Annotated in this window: 16 protein-coding genes and 1 riboswitch; of the genes, 6 read left to right on the top strand and 10 right to left on the bottom strand. The window is 46.7% G+C overall.

Annotation, left to right across the window (positions count from 1 at the left end; translation table 11 throughout):
* Window positions 1–95 precede the first annotated feature (95 nt).
* The 3 genes from ACT6PV_RS11430 to ACT6PV_RS11420 all read left to right on the top strand — a co-directional run bounded on the left by ACT6PV_RS11430 (window position 96) and on the right by ACT6PV_RS11420 (window position 4153).
* Window positions 96–1559, top strand: coding sequence for a phospholipase D family protein (locus ACT6PV_RS11430; RefSeq protein WP_445116469.1), 1464 nt, complete (start codon window positions 96–98; stop codon window positions 1557–1559).
* 466 nt (window positions 1560–2025) lie between these two features.
* Window positions 2026–2577 (top strand): hypothetical protein, encoded by a 552-nt coding sequence (locus tag ACT6PV_RS11425; RefSeq protein ID WP_445116468.1) that lies wholly within the window; start codon window positions 2026–2028, stop codon window positions 2575–2577.
* A gap of 103 nt (window positions 2578–2680) precedes the next feature.
* On the top strand, window positions 2681–4153 hold the full coding sequence (locus ACT6PV_RS11420; RefSeq protein ID WP_445116467.1) for a hypothetical protein: 1473 nt from the start codon (window positions 2681–2683) through the stop codon (window positions 4151–4153).
* Window positions 4154–4217: 64 nt separating this feature from the next.
* On the opposite strand, the gene ACT6PV_RS11415 is transcribed toward ACT6PV_RS11420, so the two are convergent.
* Window positions 4218–4640: a hypothetical protein gene (locus ACT6PV_RS11415; protein WP_445116466.1), complete on the bottom strand. Its 423-nt coding sequence runs from the start codon at window positions 4638–4640 to the stop codon at window positions 4218–4220.
* Window positions 4641–4811: 171 nt separating this feature from the next.
* On the opposite strand from ACT6PV_RS11415, the gene ACT6PV_RS11410 reads away from it, so the two are divergent.
* Complete coding sequence (locus tag ACT6PV_RS11410; RefSeq protein WP_445116465.1) at window positions 4812–5294, top strand: RcnB family protein; 483 nt, start codon at window positions 4812–4814, stop codon at window positions 5292–5294.
* Between the two features lie 38 nt (window positions 5295–5332).
* On the opposite strand, the gene ACT6PV_RS11405 is transcribed toward ACT6PV_RS11410, so the two are convergent.
* From ACT6PV_RS11405 to ACT6PV_RS11390, 4 genes are all read right to left on the bottom strand, one after another.
* Entirely contained in the window at window positions 5333–5836 is a 504-nt protein-coding gene (locus ACT6PV_RS11405; protein ID WP_445116464.1) for a phosphate-starvation-inducible protein PsiE, read from the bottom strand.
* Between the two features lie 381 nt (window positions 5837–6217).
* Window positions 6218–7999, bottom strand: coding sequence for an acyl-CoA dehydrogenase C-terminal domain-containing protein (locus ACT6PV_RS11400; protein WP_445116463.1), 1782 nt, complete (start codon window positions 7997–7999; stop codon window positions 6218–6220).
* A 167-nt stretch (window positions 8000–8166) separates the two neighbouring features.
* Entirely contained in the window at window positions 8167–9969 is a 1803-nt protein-coding gene (locus tag ACT6PV_RS11395; RefSeq protein ID WP_445116462.1) for an acyl-CoA dehydrogenase C-terminal domain-containing protein, read from the bottom strand.
* A gap of 302 nt (window positions 9970–10271) precedes the next feature.
* Window positions 10272–10904 carry a hypothetical protein gene (locus ACT6PV_RS11390; RefSeq protein ID WP_445116461.1) on the bottom strand — a complete coding sequence of 211 codons (633 nt, stop codon included), beginning with the start codon at window positions 10902–10904 and terminating at the stop codon, window positions 10272–10274.
* 136 nt (window positions 10905–11040) lie between these two features.
* On the opposite strand from ACT6PV_RS11390, the gene baeS reads away from it, so the two are divergent.
* On the top strand, window positions 11041–12696 hold the full coding sequence (baeS, locus tag ACT6PV_RS11385) for a sensor histidine kinase efflux regulator BaeS (RefSeq protein ID WP_445116460.1): 1656 nt from the start codon (window positions 11041–11043) through the stop codon (window positions 12694–12696).
* A 15-nt stretch (window positions 12697–12711) separates the two neighbouring features.
* Window positions 12712–13398 carry a response regulator gene (locus ACT6PV_RS11380; protein ID WP_445116459.1) on the top strand — a complete coding sequence of 229 codons (687 nt, stop codon included), beginning with the start codon at window positions 12712–12714 and terminating at the stop codon, window positions 13396–13398.
* Between the two features lie 76 nt (window positions 13399–13474).
* Here the strand turns inward: ACT6PV_RS11380 and ACT6PV_RS11375 are convergent, their stop codons facing one another.
* The 5 genes from ACT6PV_RS11375 to ACT6PV_RS11355 form a co-directional block, all read right to left on the bottom strand.
* On the bottom strand, window positions 13475–14920 hold the full coding sequence (locus ACT6PV_RS11375) for a protein adenylyltransferase SelO (protein ID WP_445116458.1): 1446 nt from the start codon (window positions 14918–14920) through the stop codon (window positions 13475–13477).
* Between the two features lie 188 nt (window positions 14921–15108).
* Window positions 15109–16275 carry an acyl-CoA desaturase gene (locus tag ACT6PV_RS11370; RefSeq protein WP_445116457.1) on the bottom strand — a complete coding sequence of 389 codons (1167 nt, stop codon included), beginning with the start codon at window positions 16273–16275 and terminating at the stop codon, window positions 15109–15111.
* 258 nt (window positions 16276–16533) lie between these two features.
* Window positions 16534–17256, bottom strand: coding sequence for a glycerophosphodiester phosphodiesterase (locus ACT6PV_RS11365; RefSeq protein WP_445116456.1), 723 nt, complete (start codon window positions 17254–17256; stop codon window positions 16534–16536).
* Window positions 17257–17366: 110 nt separating this feature from the next.
* Window positions 17367–17960, bottom strand: coding sequence for a cob(I)yrinic acid a,c-diamide adenosyltransferase (locus ACT6PV_RS11360; protein ID WP_445116455.1), 594 nt, complete (start codon window positions 17958–17960; stop codon window positions 17367–17369).
* Between the two features lie 111 nt (window positions 17961–18071).
* Entirely contained in the window at window positions 18072–19910 is a 1839-nt protein-coding gene (locus ACT6PV_RS11355) for a TonB-dependent receptor plug domain-containing protein (RefSeq protein ID WP_445116454.1), read from the bottom strand.
* A gap of 36 nt (window positions 19911–19946) precedes the next feature.
* A riboswitch (cobalamin riboswitch) is annotated at window positions 19947–20172 on the bottom strand.
* Between the last annotated feature and the right edge of the window lie 60 nt (window positions 20173–20232).

The following is a 20232-nucleotide window of genomic DNA, read 5'->3' as shown; positions in this document are numbered from 1 at the left end:
CGCTGTAGTCGGGGTTTTCTGAATCCACACGAAAATCCTCTTGAAAAATCAACTGATAAAACCTAGTCTGATCACATTGGACTGGGTTTTTTCTTATGCGCATTTTTCAAAGAATTCACAACAAACTGAACTGGTCATCACGAGGCTATGTCATGCTTATTGTCGGTATACTGGTATTGGGTTATCTGGCGTCTGCCATTTATCATAGCTACAAACCGCTGCCTGAGGGGCTGGATTATACCGGTCCATTACGCCATGCAGATGTTAAATTGCTGGTGGATCAGACCTATATCGATGCTCAGGGCAAACAGCAGATGGATCAGCAGATCTTTGATCAGATTCTGAAGTTGATTGGAGAGGCACAAAGCACCATTGTGCTTGATATGTTTCTGTTCAATCAGGAAACCGGTGATTCCAGGCTGCCGCAGAGACCACTCATGCAGCAATTGACCGATGCACTGATTCATCAGCGGGCCATGAATCCGAACCTGGAAGTGAAGTTTATTACCGATCCCATCAATTCAGTTTATGGTGGCATTTTACCTGAACAATATCGTCGCTTGCGTCAGGCGGGTGTGGATGTCATTGAAACCAATCTGAAACCATTGCGGACACCGAATCCGGCCTGGTCCGGCTTTTGGTATATCTGTTGTCAGACCGCGGGAAATAACCCTGAAAAAGGCTGGTTGCCCAATCCTTTTGGGCAGCAGAAAATTACACTGCGCAGTTATCTGGAATTATTGAATTTCAGGGCCAATCACCGTAAGACCATTGCCGTGGATACGGTGGATGGATGGAAAAGTATAGTCACTTCGGCCAATCCGCATGATGGCAGTTCCCGGCATTCCAATGTTGCACTGCTGGTATCCGGTTATACAGCAATTGACCTTTTGAAATCTGAACAGCCCGTGGCGCATATGTCCGGTGGCGAGACGCCGTTTATTGTGATTGGTGATATTGATGGTCGGGCGACTGATCCTCAGATTCAGGTGTTGACGGAAGCTGCCATTTACAAAGCAGTGCTGAATTTACTGCAAACCGCCAGCGCGGGTGATCAGATTGATATGGCGATGTTTTATCTGTCTGAGCGTAAAGTTATTCAGCAGCTGATCGCGGCCCGGCAGCGTGGTGTCAGACTGCGTGTGTTACTGGATCCGAATAAGGATGCATTCGGTCGACAGAAGAATGGCATTCCCAACCGTCAGGTGGCTTCAGAGTTGCATCAGGCGGGTATTGATGTACGCTGGTGTAATACGCAGGGTGAGCAGTGTCACAGCAAACTGATTGTCAAACAGAATACAGCGGCTGCGGAATTGATGTTGGGATCAGCAAATTTTACGGCACGTAATTTAAAAAATTACAATCTGGAAACTGATCTGCGTGTGATCGGTCAGCCACAGCAGCAGGTTTTTGTGGATGCGACCCGGTATTTTGACTCAGCCTGGTCAAATTTAAATGGCCGTCAGATGAGTGTGGATTACAGTACATATGCGGACGAATCCATTGTGAAATACTGGCTCTATCGTTTTATGGAGTGGTCAGGACTGTCGACATTTTAAGGTATTTTAAAGCCATCTATCTGACATTGATCAGTGCCACTATTCTCTGAATTGCGTTCAATCTGAGGTATCGGAACCGGGGCAACAACGTTGTTGTCCCGGTTTTTTTAGTGTGTTATGCATATTTTAATGAAACCTTTTATCTGAAAGAGTCCCTATGACTACGGTTTTGGTATTTTATTTAAAATAATTAAACGATATGAGGGTGAGGTTGTGTTCTGGGTAGTCATTCCTACCAGTCAGAGATACAGCATCAATCGATTTTTATTTCTTTATTTTCGGAATATTCTTGTTTTTTTATTAATTTTTAAAGTTTTCTTTATTTTTCACTATGATATTTTTACATTAAATCACCTAAAGATATTTAATTTCACATAATGAAATATAGGGTTACATTTTAATTTTTTCTAAAATATTAAGAATATGTTAATAATCTGAAGTGTAAGCATAAGTGCCGGAATAAATTGTGAAGCTGATAAAAATCCTTACACTGGTTGTTTTAAGTGGTGTCGCCGTGCTGTTGCTGGTCAATGGTTGCAGTGCCCGGTCTGTAAAAAATGAGCAGCAGACCATGTCTGCTCCACCGCAGGGGGCAGTCACATCTTCCTCCGCTATAAAGAATAATGTTCGGGCAGACCAGCGGCATTCTGCCCGCTTGAAGGGGGAGGATAAAAATAATGATGGGATCAGGGATGATATTGAGGAGGTGATCGTGACTGAATTTCCTGATACGAAACAACGTCAGGTTGCGTTCAGAGGTGTTCGGATTTTGCAGCATGTTTTTGATTTACCTGACGAACAGATTGCTGATCAGCTGAAAAAATATGATTGTTCGGTACTTCCACTGACTCAGAGTGATCAGACGCTGATCCGGGCGATGGTCTTCAATACTGAAGATCGTAAACAGGTAATCCGTAACGCAATGGCAGGATATGTTCCCCCTGTAAGCGTTGAAATTCAGATTGATGCGAATGGCAATGCAATTCACCCATGCCGGGCTGACATGATTGCCGGATAGATATCCATATGGCCGTATTTTTATAAGGAACAGATAGATTATGAATATTTTGTCTTCTTTTACATCCTACAAAAGTAAATTGTCATTTGCAGTATTTACAAGTATGAATTTATTGGTGTCAGGCAGTCTGCATGCCATGCAGTCTCCTCCAGCTGCACCGACGGTGGTTGAGTCCGGGATTTTTGATTGTCTGAATACGGGCGAGAATGTTGAACAGCCTGCAACCATTGTTTATTTCCTGAATGGTATCTCTACCACAGATATTCAGGCACAGACCGGCGCAATCGGGATCTTTAATCGATTAAAGGAAGAATCACTGTTTAAGGATATGGTGGACCAGCAGCAGGTCAGAATGAAGACCCTGTATAACCCGACAGATCCTGTATTTGGAGATTATATTGAGCTGTTTGTAGAAAATTCAATTCAGCAGACAGCCACCGATGCGACAAACCGATTGATGGAAGAGCCGGAATATAAGGATCTTACAGGGACAGCACGGGAAACCGTCCGGCAGGCGATTTATGATGAACAGCTTGACCAGGCTTACCATACCTATTGGGCCCGGAGTTTCGGCCAGTTATCATTCCTGGTTTCGGATGGGCAGCGTCTGATTTCCCAGTATCTGATGCTGGCGAATGAAGTGGCGAGTACTTTACTGGCTGGGAATAAAGTCGTTATTGTGGCGCATTCTCAGGGGAATTACGTTGTTCAGGGCATTGCCGCATTCCTGACACAGCAATCGGTATTATCTGATCTGCTCAAAAGTTCCCTGCGTGTGGTGGGGGTGGCAAATGTTGCTGCCACCACACCGAATGACAGATATACTACGATTGATCAGGACAAGGCTGTATTTTTCCTGCATAAGGATTTACAGGGCGGCCACCCAATGGAGGGTAACTTTGATGCAGTTTTTGCAAATGGCGAAGACCTGAGTGGTTGGTGGCCGTGGCCATCACAGGCGCAACAGCAGACAGACATCAATAATCATGGGATTATAGACACCTATATGTCAGCCAGATTCGATGACAAGGCTGAGTTTATCCCACATGATCCGACGATTGTGGCGCGTGATAAACGTGATTTCCCGCTGTACAGGAAAATAACCGGTCAGGTCATGGACAGTCTGAGGGAAATCCGGTGGCCAAAAAAAGTGACATCTCAGGGGGTAATCAGTTCGACCCTGACCTGGTTTGGTGATTCCAATCTGAACTTACAGGTGAATGAGCCAAAGGCAAAGGTTGATGAAGACGCTCCATCGGGTGTGCTGGGAAAATTGGATTTACACAATAACAATGGAACCGGTGCGGAATATTATGGCGTAACCTGTTCAAGTTTAAATACGCTGATCAGTGATAAAAATCAATCACTTGATTTTTCAATTGAGGCACCACAACGCAGCAGCGTTTCTCAGAATGCAACCCTGGGTCTGAAAATAGGATCCTACCCATTGGTTCAGCGTGGCGATTTAAAGGCAAATGATGACCAGAGTCTGGGTAAACGTTATCAGCTGGACTTGAGCTTGTCAGAACGAACCCGGGACAAATCGAAGTACCAGTTCACTCTGACTGAGTTTTAATTATGGTTAAACCGTACGATATTGATCAATATTGTACGGTTTTTTAGGCATGCTGATGTTTTGCCTATGCTTCAGGCAGAATCAGCTGATCCAGCTCCGCCAGATCAGTTTTGATGTTCCACTGTTTTTCATCTTCCACGGGGGTGGGCAAGCGGGCTTCCAGCCAGTCGCAAATCACATCCGGACTGAAATCGGGATGGTTGCACTGAATCACCCAGGCCAGGAACTCCCTGGCTTCCCCATTCATATAGGGGGGTGGGGACACCGGCAGAAACTGTGTTGGCAGGCGCTCACTGGTCGATAAATAATTGAGTACATGTCCCAGCTCCTGGACAGTCTGCCATGCCAGTGGATGATCAATATTAATCTGGAACTTAAACCACCATGCATGGGCACCATCGGTTCCATAGGCATCAATCAGGGACTGCTGAATTGCCGGGACCTTACAGAAAAATTGGTGCAGACGATCAAAATTCAGCTCAGCCACAATACATCATCCACTCAGTAAAAACGTTATCTTAGCAGAAGCTTTTATCTTCTGTAGCCGTCATGGGGGCTTTTGTCATGAGAAATCACCAGCATGCCGGTTTTTTATTCATGGTTTCTGCTGAATTTAAGATTAGAATAAAAACATCAACAGCACAGGCAAGGGGGGAGCATGTATAAAATAATGATGCTGATGACAGCGGGACTGTTTTGCATGCTGCCTGTTTCAGGGATGGCAGATGCAAAGGACTGGAATAATTATCGGGCGGTGGAGCGCCATTCACATACGGATAAAAGTCCCTATACTTCGTCCTATCAGGGCTATGCAACACCTTATGGTCATTCCTTTACTCAGCAGTATCCGGTACGTCCGTCACAGTATCTGCGGCCATTGCCCCGCAGCTATGCAGACCGGCCTTATACTGTTTATCCGCCGAATAATGGGGTGACTATCATTTATAATCATCAGTTTCCGACACAGACTGAGTATCATAGCGACAGCCAGGCCTTTGTCAATGGAGATGGTCATGCTTCCATTGAAAGCTCAACCTATACCCTGATCAGTGACTGGCGGCGATATAACCTGCCGGATCCGGCTGTGGGCATGCACTGGATTTTTCAGCATGGCCGTTATCTGCAGGTGCCCAATGACTGAGTAAAAAACTGGAACTGAATATGTACAGGCTCAGGTTTTCATGCCAGTTCATCATCTTCAGGGCGTGGTGTTTTGCCCTGGGTCAGTGGTTCGTCGGTACTATGCTTGTCGCGAATGACCGATGGATAGTTCCATGAAGCAAAGCGGACCACCAATATGGCCACAGCAAGGATCAGCACTGAACCGGTGATAATGATCAGATCCATATCGGCCTTATGGTCATGGTCGTGCTGGATATCGGAAATCAGTAACCGGGTCAGGGCGGTAATGGCAATGTAGATCAGAAAGCGAACCGGCATGTGATTGGTTTTAAAATAGATGCCGACCATGGCGCCCAGTTCCAGATAGATGAACAGCAGCAGAATATCGTCAATGGTGGCATATGGCTTGATGGTCAGCATGTCAATCACGGTATGTACCGCGGACCAGGCAATCATACAGCCGATAATAAACAGGGCAATATAATGAAAGGCTTCCACCGCAATGTTGCCATAGCGATCAAGCCGTTTTTCCATTTTTTTCATATCGGGAGCTTTATTCATTTATTTTTACTTCTGTGGAATGGTTGATCTGGTTTCAGTAAAACTCATGCAAATTTCATGCATATTAAATGGCTGCTGACTCATGCCTGAATCTATTACCTGTCTGTCAGTATTGAGCCATTGCCCCTGTATCATTATGGAGTTATAGCCAAACCACCTAATTATTCATACACTTGATTTGATTCAAACTATTGGTTATCAATTAGTTTTTTGTACTTTTGAATCATGGATGGTTGTCCTATGTATGAGTTTTTTGACATGGGTGGATGTGTCCGATTCTCCCATGGTGAAATTCATCCGTGAGTTTCATCCTGCACATGGTAAAAAAGAAAAACGCCTGATATTTCAGGCGTTTTAATGGTGGTTGACTATGGCTGCAGATTAAGACTGATGGGTAAAGTAATCTTCACTGAAATTCATAATTACTTCTGAACCCGCTTTGATTTTAGCAATACGGGCATGCAAATCAGGCAGAATTCGCTGAATAAAATAATGTGTCAGCGCCAGTTTGTCCTGATAGAACGCTCCGGTTTTGTGCTGAGCAGCATTGGCAATTTTTGCGAACATATAGGAGAAGCTCAGCAGCCCCACAACATGCAGATAGTCGACAGCAGCGGCATTCGGGAATTCTGGATTTTCCTTCGCACGTTCCAGAATATACTGAGTGATCATTTCCACTTCGGTGGCGACATCCAGGGTTGCGTCCTTAATGAAGTTCAGGTCAGTATCCAGGCTGTTGGTGAAGTCACGGATTTCAGCAATGTATTCAGCAATGAATTCACCATTGGATTTAATGGTCTTACGACCGATCAGGTCCTGTGACTGAACACCGTTGGTGCCTTCATAAATCTGAGCGATGCGTAAATCACGGACGCATTGTTCCATGCCCCATTCACGGATATAGCCATGACCACCAAATACCATCTGTGCGTCAATGACGGCGTCAAAAGCGGTATCGGTTAAATAGGCTTTGGCAATCGGGGTTAGCAGGGCAACACGGTTATTGGCCTGAGCAACAGCCTCTGAGTCGGTTGAAAATTTGGTAATATCGAGTTGCTGACCGACATAAACTGCAAAGGCACGTGACGCTTCGTTGTTGGCACGGGCATTTAACAGCATGCGGCGTACATCACCGTGTACCAGAATGCTGTCAGCCGGTTTGTCCGGTGACTGCGGTCCGGTTACACTGCGGCCCTGTAAACGGTCAGTTGCATACTGAGCGGCATTCTGGTAGGCATATTCAGATGCTCCCAGGCCCTGAATACCCATGGACAGACGTTCATAATTCATCATGACGAACATGGCTGCCAGTCCTTCATTTTCCTTGCCGACCAGATAACCTTTTGCGGCATCAAAGTTCATGACACAGGTTGCAGAGGCCTTAATGCCCATTTTATGCTCAATGGAGCCCGGACCTGCACTATTGCGCTCACCAGGTGAGCCATCTGCATTGACTATGAATTTAGGTACGATGAATAGGGAAATGCCACGGGAACCGGCAGGCGCATCCGGAGTTTTTGCCAGTACCAGGTGAATGATGTTTTCAGTCAGGTCATGGTCACCACCGGTAATGAAGATTTTGGTTCCGGTAATGTTATAGCTGCCATCTGCATTCGGTTCGGCTCTGGTTTTAATAATCCCCAGATCGGTACCGGCATGCGGTTCGGTCAGGCACATGGTTCCGGACCATTCACCGGTGTAAATCTTCGGCAGATAGGTTTGTTTCTGTTCCTGAGAAGCATAGCTGTTCAGTGCCATACCGGCACCAACGGACAACAGTGGATACAGCATGAAGGATGGATTGGTGGCAAACAGCATTTCATCGGCAAGTACAGTCAGCATTTTGGGCATGCTCTGTCCGCCCCATTCCTCATCTGCTCCAAGCCCAATCCAGCCGCCTTCGGCGTATTGTCTGAATGCTTCCTTAAAACCGGCAGGTGTGGTGACTGCGCCATTTGCATAGTGCGCACCTTCTTCATCACCGGAACGGTTTAAAGGCAGGGTGACGTTCTGGGCAAATTTTGCCATTTCCTCAAGAATGGCTTCAGCGGTTGCCGCATCAAGATGTGCAAGGTTTTCATTGGCCTGCCAGAATTGTTCTGCATTGAATACATCGTTAAGGATGAAACGCATATCTGCAAGAGGTGCATTATAAATTGGCATAGGGAATTACCTGTTTTTGTTTGAATCAATCAATTGAAACGCTGTCTTGACCTTTATTTTATCAGGATCAGAGGGCTGAATTTAAGCGCTATCATATCATTTATAAAGAAAAAGGACTGCCAGATTCATGGCCGTCCTTTTCTTTTATCACTGAATGAATGCAGACATCAGAATACGAAATGTTCTGCATCAAGTGACATCAATGGCTCCAGTCCACCTGCAATGACTTCAACATGCGAGCGTACACGTGGCAGGATCTTTTTGAAGTAGAAGCGTGCAGTGGCAATTTTTGCATTGTAGAAATCTACATCCGTTGTGCCGGCAGCAAGCTTTTCCTGCGCAGTCAGTGCCATGCGTGCCCACAGGTAAGCCAGGGTGACATAGCCTGAGAAATACAGGTAATCCACCGCAGCAGCACCGACTTCATCTGGATTCTGCATGGCACGCATACCAATTTGCATGGTCAGATCACCCCACTCTTTGTTCAGGGCAGCCAGGGGTTCAACAAATTCTTTCAGATCTGCATTGTCCTTGTTGGCTTCAGCAAATTTGTGAATGATTCTGGTGAAATCCTTCAGCATGGCACCCTGAGTCTGCAGGACTTTACGGCCCAGTAAGTCCAATGCCTGAATTTCAGTGGTTCCTTCATACAGACAGGAAATACGGGTATCACGGACAATCTGTTCCATGCCATGTTCTGAAATAAAGCCATGGCCACCGAATACCTGTACACCATGTTTGGCAGATTCAGAACCGGTTTCAGTCAGAAATGCCTTGGCAATTGGTGTAAGCAGGGACAGGATATTGTCTGCAAATTTACGGTCTTCTTCGGTGACACCCTGTTCAACGATGTCTGCGTACTGAGACAGGAAGTACACCAGGGCGCGGCCACCTTCAGCAAATGCCTTCTGTGTCATCAGCATATTACGTACAGCAGGATGAACAATAATTGGGTCGGCTTCTTTTTCAGGCGCTTTAGGCCCTGAAAGTGAACGCATGGCCAGGCGGTCTTTTGCATAGGCAAGCGCTCCCTGGAAAGAAGATTCAGAAGCGGTCAGCCCCTGTACCGCAGTCCCGATACGTGCAGTATTCATGAACGTGAACATGGCATGCAGGCCACGGTTTTCAGGTCCGATCAGGAAGCCCCGGGCATTATCAAAGTTGATAACGCAGGTGGCATTACCATGAATTCCCATTTTGTGTTCAATGGAACCACAGCGTACAGCATTGCGATCACCCATTGAACCGTCAGCGTTGACGTTGAATTTCGGTACGATAAACAGTGAAATCCCTTTGGTGCCTTTCGGCGCACCAGGCAGACGGGCTAAAACGATGTGAACAATGTTGTCCGCCATGTCGTGTTCGCCGGCAGAGATAAAGATTTTTTCACCGGAAATGGCAAAGCTGCCATCTGCATTCGGTTCTGCTCTGGTACGGATAATCCCAAGATCTGAACCGGCATGTGATTCAGTCAGACACATGGTACCGGTCCATTCACCTGAAACCAGTTTAGGCAGATAAGTGGCTTTCTGTTCGTCTGAACCATGATGTTCAATGGTACGTACTGCACCATGTGACAGGCCCGGGTACATACCCCATGCCCAGTTGGCAGCACCAACCATTTCAGAAATTGCAGTGCCAAGTGAACCTGGCAATCCCTGGCCACCATGCTGTTCCGGTACAGAAAGGGACGGGAAACCCAGTTCGATATATTTTTGATAAGCTTCTTTAAAGCCTGTTGGTGTAGTGACGACACCATCGTTCCATGTACAGCCTTCACGGTCACCGCTCTGGTTCAGTGGAGACAGTTCATTTTCACAGAAATCAGCAGCAGCTTCCAGATATTGGTCGACCAGCTCACGACTTACGTTTTCCTGGAATGCAGGCAGTTTTGCATAGTGTTCTTCGGCATTTAATAATTCATGCAAAACGAATTGCATATCACGTAAGGGCGCTTTGTATTGTGGCATATCGGTTTCCTCAATACTGGTTAAACCAGATTTATAATCCTAATAACAAGAAAAAGTGTCTTCAGTGACACATTTTTGTGTCGCTACATCCTGCAACATCTTATGGCAGCGTACAAGATTTCGCAGTGGTTTCTCTGTGACTGTAAAGTCAGAGATTTTCCCGGCAGCCATCTTACGCCTGTCAAGTGTATAGCGATTTGTTTAAGAAATGGTGAAACCAATGGCAGGAAATCGTAAAAAGATATGTTGAAAAAAGGCGCTTCTGCGCCTTTTAAAATCTCATACTGCAAACAATCAATGGATCAGGTTTTATTTTGCTGTGGTGCGTTGAGTAAAGCCGATGGGGCTTTGTCCGCTGATCGCTGGACCTGAAATCTCATGACACAGCGTCCGTCAATCAGCTTGTCTCCCAGTTTGACCTGAAGGGCTTTGCCATTGCTCTGGCTACTGCAGGCGTTCTGAACTGCTTGCCATTGTGCACGGCGTTCGGTCCGTTTCTGCTGGAATTGCTGTTTCATTTCAGCACGCTGTTCATCCGTCATGTCCTGCATGGCTTCAGCACGTTGCTTATAGTTCATGCGGCCTTCATGATTGCGGAAACCGGCTCTCATTTCACGCATGGCCTTATGGTCCGGTTGGAACACGACATGACAGGACCCGGCAATGGTTCTGTCACCGCTTTGAATCTGTACACTTTCACCGATTGCTTTACCATCGCAGGCCGTTTTCATCTGACGGGCAATCTGTTTGCGCTGTTCACGGAATTTTTTCCATTGTTCACGTTGTTCAGGGGTCATGTGGCGGCCATGTTTATCCGCATGCGTCATGCGTGCATCATAATTTTCCTTTGGTGCACCGGTTGACTGACAGGCGGTCAGTGCACCTGCACTGATCAGGCTGGCGGTTACAACTGCAATTTTTGTCATTGTCTTCATGTGGATGACCTCGGGTAACGTTTTGTGTCTGTCGATGCGTTAAAGATTAGGTAATAATGATGTAGAAACAATGGAGAGTATTTTGGGTGACTGTTCTGTACAATGCTGAATTAAGAAGGAAAACGAGAGAGCTGTTTTGAATATACGCCGGGTCCCCATCGCATTGCGTTTATTCCTGACCGTGTTGCTGACCATGCTGGTGATCACAACAGTCAGTCTGAGTGTATTGCACTGGACCATGCAGAAAAACTTTGCCCGCTATGTTGCAGATGTTGAAATGCAGAAACTGGATCATCTGATTGAAAATCTGGCAGGGGTGTATGGCGTCTATCAGGACTGGGGAAATGCAGTACAGGCACAGATTCTGCAAATGGAAGGAACTGCAGCACCGGATGATTATGACCGGTTGTCCCGCTGGTGGCTGAGACGTCAGTATGATATTGCATTGCAGCAGGGTTATTTCAAGGAACATGGCCTGATTAACCGATTGCAGGGCGATACTCCGACTGAGCAAAAAATGGATGATGAGGAACTCAAGATACTGGAGGAGAATTTGCCTTCGGAATATCAGCCATTTGAAGGTTTAAACTTTCCCTTAAGCTCAAATCAGCATTTATTTAAATCGTCCGATAAAAAGAAAAAAACACTGACGATGGTAACCATAGATCAGAAAAATGGTAAAAAGCGCTTTATTTCCATGCCGGATCGACTGGGATTGGGCGGTCGTCTATCTTTATATGATGCAAAACAGCAGTTCATTCTGGGGGAACCGTCTGAGGATCCGGTGTCGTACCGGCCGATTGTGGTCAACAATAAAGTTGTGGGTTACCTGGGACTGAAACCTGTATTGGATCAGGATGATGCCCTGAGCATCAATTTTTTCAGTAATCAGAAGCGTTATCTGGTGCTGATCTATATTCTGACGGTATTTGCCAGTCTGATGGTTGCCCTGCTGCTGGCGGCATATTTCAGAAATCCCATCCGGCGCTTACTGGGAGCAACCCGTGAGTTGACCCGCGGTAATTATCAATACCAGATGCAGGTCAAGCGTAATGATGAACTGGGGGATTTATCCAATGAAATTAATCAGCTGGCGGTCATTCTGGATCAGCATGAAAACTCGCGGCGTCAATGGGTTGCAGATACTTCACATGAATTGAAAACACCATTGGCGGTATTGCAGGCGCAGATTGAAGCCATGCAGGATGGTATCCGTAAGCCGACAGCAGAGCATTTTGAATCCATGATGCGTCAGGTGATCAGCCTGAAAAAGCTGACTCAGGACCTTGCTGATCTGGCACAGGCTGAAGCTCAGCAATTAAAATGTTATTTCGCTGAAATGAATCCGTGGGATGTGGTCCTGCAGGAAATTGAAAACTTCAGACCAAAATTTGAACAGGCTGGTTTGTCTGTCTCTGTTGCCGGAGAAGGTGCGAAATTACAATTGGATATAGATCGTTTTAAGCAAATTATGGTCAACTTGCTGAGTAACAGTATTCGCTATACAGAAGCCGGTGGTGAGGTAAAAATTCACACTGAACAGGATGACCGCAGCTGGAGCATTTATGTGGATGACAGTCCGCTGGGTCTGAGTGATGAACAACTGGCCCGTCTGGGAGAGCGTTTTTACCGGGTGGATGATTCACGGACCCGCAGTACCGGGGGGACCGGACTGGGGCTTGCACTGTCCTGTAAAATTGCCGAGGCACTGGGAGGGACGCTCCGCTTTGAACACTCACCATTGGGCGGTTTGCGCTGCAAACTGACCTTTCCAAAACATACAGAAGTCTGAAAGGAATAAGTACCTATGAAACATATTATGCTTGTGGAAGATGAAGTGGAACTTGCGCAGCTGGTCCGGGATTATCTGGAAGCAGCAGGCTTTGAAGTCAGTATGTTCCATGATGGTCAGGATGCCTATGAGAGTTTTCAGCAACGCAAGCCGGGCCTGATGATCCTGGATCTGATGGTCCCAGGAATGGATGGTTTAACCATTTGCCGGAAAGTGCGGGAACAGTCTGATCTGCCCATTATTATGGTCACAGCACGTACCGAAGAGATTGACCGTGTACTGGGCCTGAATATGGGAGCGGATGACTATGTCTGTAAACCGTTCAGTCCAAAGGAGCTGGTGGCTCGGGTGCAGGCGGTTTTACGCCGGCTGGAACGTAAGGCAGAACCTGAGGAAAATAACCTGTTCCGGATGGACAAGGCTCAGCAAAGAATCTGGTATAAACAGAAATCGCTGAATTTAACACCAACGGAATTCCGCTTGCTGGAATTATTCCTGGAACATGTGGGGCAGGTCTATTCGCGGGCGCAGCTGCTGGATCATATTAATCCGGACAGTTTTGATGTGGCAGATCGGGTAATTGATAGTCATATCAAGAACTTAAGAAGAAAAATATCTGAAGCAGCAGAGACAGGAAACCGGCATGAATGGGTCCAGGCAGTCTATGGTGTGGGCTATCGTTTTGAATACCCGGAAGATTAATATGCAGTCTGGGTCAGACTTATACTGTGGATAAGCACAGGCTTATCCACAGGAAATGTGTATAACTGCGATTAATTTACGACGAACAACTCACAACGATTTCAGGCACATCTGATGGCAAGGGCGCCAGGTCTTCAGGTTTTTCCAGCATCGTCTGTTTTACATAGGGCTGACTGAGCAGCTGGAACAGTCGGTCAACTTCGGAAAAATCATCCTGTTCAGCCAATTCAATGGCTTTTTGCAGCATATGATTGCGCAATATGTAGATGGGATTGGCCGAAAGCATGTCGGTATTCAACTGGTCGGTATCCTGATGCGTCCGGATCTGTTCATATTGGGTCAGGAAAGTTTCAAATTGATGCCGATCCAGGCAGTCATCCTTGATTGCGTCGTATTCCTGTTGCTGTAAACGAATAAAATTCTGCGTGTAATCCAGCTGTTCCGATTGCAGAATTTTCAGGAAGGCCATGCCACAGTCAAAGCTGTCTGTATGAAACTGCGGTAGTCCCATTTTCTGACAGAGTCCAATACGGTAGTGCTCCAGGAAGGTCGGTTCAAACTGTTCTAGGCTATGGGCAAGATCTGCTTTGAATTGTTCTTTTTCAGCAGGGTCTGTGGCCAGTGGAATTAAATTATTCAGCCAGTTCCACAGATTCCAGTGTGCGATACCCGGTTGGTTCTGGTAGGTATAGCGACCATTATAATCGGAATGGTTATTAATCCAGTCGGGCCGAAAGCGTTCCATAAAGCCGTAAGGACCGAAATCCAGGGTTGAGCCGGTAATATTCAGATTGTCGGTGTTCATCACACCATGTGCAAAGCCGACCAGTTGCCATTTTGCGATCATAATCGCGGTGCGCTGGATCACCTGAGTGGCAAAGGCCAATATGGGCTGTTCCGCGGTCAGGCATTCAGGATAATGCCATTCAATGCATTTTTGTGTGAAGGATGACAGTAAATCAGGCTGATATTGGTTAATCCATTCAAAATGTCCAAGGCGGATATGGCAATCTGCGGTTCTGAGCAGCATGGCTCCAGGTTCCAGTTTTTCCCGCTGGACACCCTGGGTGGATGAAGTAAAACCAACGGCGTTGCTGGAGCAGACCCCCAAGGCATTTAACGCATGTCCTGCCAAGTATTCACGAATGACAGAGCGCAACACAGCGCGGCCATCTCCCATGCGTGAATAAGGGGTTAAACCCGCGCCCTTCAGGTGCAGGTCTATGGTTTGTCCCTGCCGATCCACAATTTGAGCAATCAGCAGTCCCCGGCCATCTCCCAGTTGTCCGGCCCATTGTCCAAACTGATGGCCGGCATACACCATTGCCAGTGGCGGAAACTCAGGAAAGGTTTTCTGACCACTGCAAATGGCAACCCAGTCCGACTGCTCTTCGGCTGACCATTGTAATTGCTCAGCCAATGGCTGGTTGAAATGACCAGCTTTGGCACCTTTTAAAGGAAGCGGCATTTGCTGATGATAAAGCCGGGCATCGAGTTCAGGATAGCGTGGATTGAATTGCATGATGAATACACAGAAGCGGGTTGAATTTCAATATAGCAAAGTTATGTCCTGGAATGTGTGACTGTGTAAAATGGGGTTCTCCACATGGGATGGTCGGATCAGAGGGGAGATGGGCGGTGCATAAAATATATGGCTGAAAGGAAAAAAGAAAAGCTCCCGAAGGAGCTTTATCACAGCTGGATCTGATCTCAGTCAGAAATCATATTTTTTTTAACGTTACGCATCAGCGTTTCCAGTCGCGCGCGGTGATAACTCAGTTTTTGCTCTACCAGCTGAAAGTCGACTTTCAGTTTGTCATCAATCTGGTGAATTTTTTCAGCAACAGAAGCTTTCTTCGCCTGTAACTCCTGTTCCTTCAGTCTGGCCCAGTCATTCAGTGTGTGGCTGAATGCTTCGTACTCCTGCGAAATACGCTGTTTCATTGCATGAATATCGGCATTGACGTCATGACCATAGACCGCCAGATCCTGTTCGGCATATTTAAATCTCATGGCCAGTTCAGCTTTTTTAATATTGAAGCTTGGGATCCGGCGTAGATTTTTTGCCAGGCCCACTTTTGAACAGGACCAGATGAGCCATTTGGTCGGATCATATTGCCACCATTTTACGCCATTACGATAATCGTACTGGAAAATATGATGATAGTTATGATATCCCTCACCCCAGGTGGCAATTGCCAGCCAGAAGTTGTCACGGGCTGTATTTTCATCGGTATAGGGCCGTTTACCCCACATATGGCATAGCGAGTTGATAAAGAAGGTCACGTGATGGCTGATAATCAGACGCAGTAACCCGCCCAATAATACTACGCCCCACACGTCACCGACCGCCCAGCCGACTGCTCCGAGAATCACAATATGCACTGCAACCGCCAGTAACACATAGTATTTGTGCTGGAACATCACCAGTTTGTCATTCAGTAAATCCGGTGCATTTTTATAATTTGCTTCTGCTGCCGGATAGTTACGGAGCATCCACCCGATATGTGCATACCAGAAGCCGTTATTAATTGAATACGGGTCCTGGTCGACATCGTCGACATGACGGTGATGGGTACGATGGCCTGAAGCCCAGAACAAAACACTGTTCTGAACGGCAAAGGTGCCCATGATCATTAAAATAATTTTCAGTGGCAGGGTGGCTTCGTAGGCACGGTGCGCCCATAAGCGATGATAACCTGCGGTAATACCTAAACTACTGACACCCAGCAATACAACCAGACTGATCCAGGCACCGACACTGAAATCCCGGTAATATGCGTAAATCGGAATGGCAATGAGGGTGATAAGTGGAATGATGATCAGTGCAACCATTGCATTCCAGTTGATCGGGGCTTTGGGTAGGGGAGCATTCATCTCCGGCAGCACTCCTGAGACCTTGAAAAGGCAAAAAAACGGAATCATAGCTGACTGTTTTTATAAGGCTATGACTTATACCATATTAGCACGGGAAAACAAATGTTCACCACTATTATTGTACATCTGTATTGAATAAAACAGTAACAGAATAAAACCCCGCATTGATCAGGCCTTATCCGCTGATGTCGCTGTATATTTTAATGTTTTAAAATAATGAGATGGGTTTAATATTCAGTGTAACATATGCATAACAAATTATTTGATTTGTCCCAGCTGCTGTTGCATCAGGCTGGGAAAGTCAGTGATTAGCCCCTGAATTCCCATTTCCCGAAGCTGCTGAGCCCGCCTAGCATCGTTGACGGTCCATACGCTGATGTTCAGCTGTGCATCCTGAGTGGCACGAATCATCGCATCACTGGCCAGTGCATTCATCCAGCCGATCTGAGCACATTGCAGTTGCAGCGCCTGTTCGATGGCAAGTTGCTGAATATCATGCTCGATGAGCAGACCGCGTTTAAATACGGAAGCCTGCTGTTGCAGTGCCTGATGAATTTTTAAATCAAAACTGGTGATGATGGCGGTATTTTCAAAGCCGGCCAGCTGTTGCTGTAAGGCAGACACGATTTTTTCGGCATCAGCCATGTGGTCGACGGCCTTGACTTCCACTTCAATGTGTTCAAAGTTCTGGATAATGTTGAGGGTCTGACGCAGGGTCGGTGTGATCTGTGGGGGCCAGTCCATCCAGATGTGTGCCTGGTTATGGGCTTCCAGTTCTATGGCTGCACATTCATAGAGATTTTTGTCCACACCGGTGGTACGGATAAAGTTGTCGTCATGCATAATGACGAGTTCACCATCCTTCAGCTGGCGGACATCAAATTCAACAGCCCGGATCCCTGAGTCGTGGATGTACTGAAAACCGCCCAGTGTATTTTCCGGTGCCTCACCACGTGCACCACGATGACCGATAATTCTCATATTCAGCTCACTATTTCAAACCAGTCTGAAATCTGATTTTTGACCTGCGTCCATCTTAACGCCAGATTAATTCAGTTGAAAAGTATTGGCACTGTGAAATGGCACAATGGTTAAAACAGTTTAAGATTTTCATTGATGTTCTTTTGCCACAGTACTTCACTGCCATGTTCGGCACGTTGCAGGCTGCGTGATGCGACAAAGAGCCAGTCAGATAAGCGATTCAGTAATTGCAGGGCAGTGGCCTGAATATTCTGATCCCGGCCATGCACAGTCATCAGACTGCGTTCAGCACGACGACACACTGCACGGGCCTGATGAGCGTGGCTGCAGGTCAGTGTACCGGTGGGTAAAATAAAGTCCTTCAGCATGGGTAAATTTTCATTCATGCGGTCAATGTCTTTTTCCAGGAATTCAATACAGGCCGGTTGCAATAAGTGATAGTCGGGAATGCAGACTTCACCCCCCAGGTCAAATAACCAGTGTTGAATGAGACTCAGCGAGTGATCCCAGTGTGCCTTATGTTCAGCTTCAAGTGAACTGAGGGTAATCTGCGCGCGCAATACGCCAATGACTGAGTTCAGTTCATCCACATCGCCCAATGCGGTAATGCGCAGGTCGTCCTTGGCCACACGGGAACCATCTCCAAGTCCTGTGGTTCCCGTATCCCCGGTGCGGGTATAGATTTTACTTAAACGATGGCCCATGCGTTGTCCTGAATTTTATGAAATACATCAAAAAGATCATGCTACATAGGAATGACATGATCCCGGGGGGCATATCCGGAGAATCAGATTCAGAAAAATAGCACCGGAAACTCAGTATTTAAAGGTGACACCTGCTGTCGCCAGTCGTCCGCCATTGATATAGTAACTGCCGCTGCTGTATGCGGTGCGGTAATTTGAATCACCGACATTCTGAATGTTGGCAAAAAGCCTGACATTGTCATTTAAATTGTAGTGACCATGCATGTCAATGCGAAGATGTCCCGGAACCCTGATGTCATCAAAGGTACTGTTGTCATAGGCACTGTTTGCCATCAGGGTGGTGGAAAAGCCGTAACGTTCATCCTGCCAGCCTGTGGTCAGTGAAATATTCTGACGTGGACGACGGCTCAGGTTTTCATCCGTCTGATCATCCTTAGCACGGACATAGTTGTAGCCGGCATTGGCATAAAGGTTTTCACCCTGCCATTTGACATAGACTTCACCACCTTCCATTTTTGCCTTGTCAATATTTTCCATCTGGTTGTTGTTGAAATTAATCAGGTTGTCTGTGCGGGTGCTATACAGCGACAGACCGGTTGAAATGTTATGTGCCAGTTGCTGATCCAGGCCGACTTCATAAGAAATACTTTCTTCCGGCTTTAAGTCAGGATTGCCGCCAAAGCCATACATATCATTCAGTTTCGGTGCACTGAATGCGGAACCAATGTTGGCATAAACGCTGGTCAGCGGCAAAATCTGATAGCGGACTGCACCCTGTGCAACCGTATGGGTCCCAAAATTTTCATTGTCTTCGACACGGACCCCCAGCTGGGTATTCAGGCCGGCATGGTTATACTGATGCTGAATGTAGTAACCGGTTGAATCGATATTTTCACTGTAGGGGGTGCCAAATGAAAGAACGTCTCCGTCCATATTGCTGTGTGTCACACCAAGCAGAATGTTCTGATGAGCGCTAAAGTCCCACTTACCATAAAGTTCTGCTTCCTGGGTTTTGCTGTGTGCAAAATCATCTGATTGTTTCTGATCAAGCTCGTCTTTGAACTGGGAAAGGCGTGCATTCAGTTCCACGCTGTCAATGGGTTTGATTTTTGCCTTTACATTAATGATTTCATTTTTAAAGTCCTGATTGACCGGGTTGCCAAAGTTGTCATAGGCACTGTTGCCTTCATTCTGACTATAGTCTACAGAAGCTGCATAACTGTCTTTTTCAACACCTATTTTTGCACTGTAGCCTTTCTGGTCATATGAGGCATCGGGAGCACCGGGCATATCGTTTACAGGTGTGCCATCCGTTTCAAGGCGCTGTCCACGCAGCTGAGCATAAAAACCATTTTCTGCCAGGTCGGCACCAATGACTGACTTATAGGTTTTATTTTCTCCGGCTTCGGTGCTGATGAAGGCTGAGGTCCTGTCAGGGGTGCTGGACAGCAGCTGTACCACGCCACCGATTGCATCTGTGCCATACAGGACCGATGCCGGGCCTTTCAGAACTTCAATCTGTTGAATATCCGTTGTGTCAATCAATGGCAGGGAGGCCATGCCGGATGTGGCGGAATTCAGCCGGACGCCATCACGTAAAACAAGGGCCTGATTTGAATTGGTTCCACGCAGGAATATAGAGCTGATCTGACCATAACCGCCACTTTGCACCATGTTAATGGCAGGATCGGTCATTAAAAGATCCGGCAGGGATGCCACCGGAGACTGTTTGATAATCTGAGGTTCAATAGTGGAAATACGTGCCGGCACATTGCCGATTTTTTCTCTGGAGCGGCTTGCCGTGACGACAATGGTGTCCAGTGCAGTGACTGACTGGTCTGCAGTCGGGGCAGATTGTGTTGACGGCTCCTGCGCAAAAACAGTGGATGACAACCCCATCGCAACTGCGACGGCCCCTACAAGTGTGGCAGGTTTAAAAAAAACAGACATGATATGCTCCATACATTCACCCCTCGTGAATGACTGAGTTTAAGGACACAACAAGCTGGTATCCGGACTTGAATATAATATCCGCTGTATTTCAGCCGATATGGGCATATCCACCTTCTCACATGTATGCAGTGGTGTTGTTTCGCCGCTAAGCAAACTTTGTAATGATATGATTTTCGTTCTTACCGTTGCGGGGGCAGTGCTGGATTTTAACCGGCTTCCCTGAGCACCTGGTGACTCGACTTGTTGCATTTTCGCGCAGTATAAGGTCTGATTGATGTTTAAACAATGACAAACAGATATTCGTGCTGAACTTTAACGC

This window comes from Acinetobacter sp. WZC-1, assembly GCF_052544965.1.
This window is presented reverse-complemented; position numbering and strand designations above follow the sequence as displayed.

What these genes read in the sequence shown, in the direction of transcription:
- ACT6PV_RS11375 (WP_445116458.1), bottom strand. Translation starts at nt 14,920, where the DNA reads ATGCAATTCAATCCACGCTATCCTGAACTCGATGCCCGGCTTTATCAT.
- ACT6PV_RS11380 (WP_445116459.1), top strand. Translation starts at nt 12,712, where the DNA reads ATGAAACATATTATGCTTGTGGAAGATGAAGTGGAACTTGCGCAGCTG.
- ACT6PV_RS11410 (WP_445116465.1), top strand. Translation starts at nt 4,812, where the DNA reads ATGTATAAAATAATGATGCTGATGACAGCGGGACTGTTTTGCATGCTG.
- ACT6PV_RS11405 (WP_445116464.1), bottom strand. Translation starts at nt 5,836, where the DNA reads ATGAATAAAGCTCCCGATATGAAAAAAATGGAAAAACGGCTTGATCGC.
- ACT6PV_RS11400 (WP_445116463.1), bottom strand. Translation starts at nt 7,999, where the DNA reads ATGCCAATTTATAATGCACCTCTTGCAGATATGCGTTTCATCCTTAAC.
- ACT6PV_RS11390 (WP_445116461.1), bottom strand. Translation starts at nt 10,904, where the DNA reads ATGAAGACAATGACAAAAATTGCAGTTGTAACCGCCAGCCTGATCAGT.
- ACT6PV_RS11420 (WP_445116467.1), top strand. Translation starts at nt 2,681, where the DNA reads ATGAATTTATTGGTGTCAGGCAGTCTGCATGCCATGCAGTCTCCTCCA.
- ACT6PV_RS11395 (WP_445116462.1), bottom strand. Translation starts at nt 9,969, where the DNA reads ATGCCACAATACAAAGCGCCCTTACGTGATATGCAATTCGTTTTGCAT.
- ACT6PV_RS11365 (WP_445116456.1), bottom strand. Translation starts at nt 17,256, where the DNA reads ATGAGAATTATCGGTCATCGTGGTGCACGTGGTGAGGCACCGGAAAAT.
- ACT6PV_RS11355 (WP_445116454.1), bottom strand. Translation starts at nt 19,910, where the DNA reads ATGTCTGTTTTTTTTAAACCTGCCACACTTGTAGGGGCCGTCGCAGTT.
- ACT6PV_RS11360 (WP_445116455.1), bottom strand. Translation starts at nt 17,960, where the DNA reads ATGGGCCATCGTTTAAGTAAAATCTATACCCGCACCGGGGATACGGGA.
- ACT6PV_RS11430 (WP_445116469.1), top strand. Translation starts at nt 96, where the DNA reads ATGCGCATTTTTCAAAGAATTCACAACAAACTGAACTGGTCATCACGA.
- ACT6PV_RS11370 (WP_445116457.1), bottom strand. Translation starts at nt 16,275, where the DNA reads ATGAATGCTCCCCTACCCAAAGCCCCGATCAACTGGAATGCAATGGTT.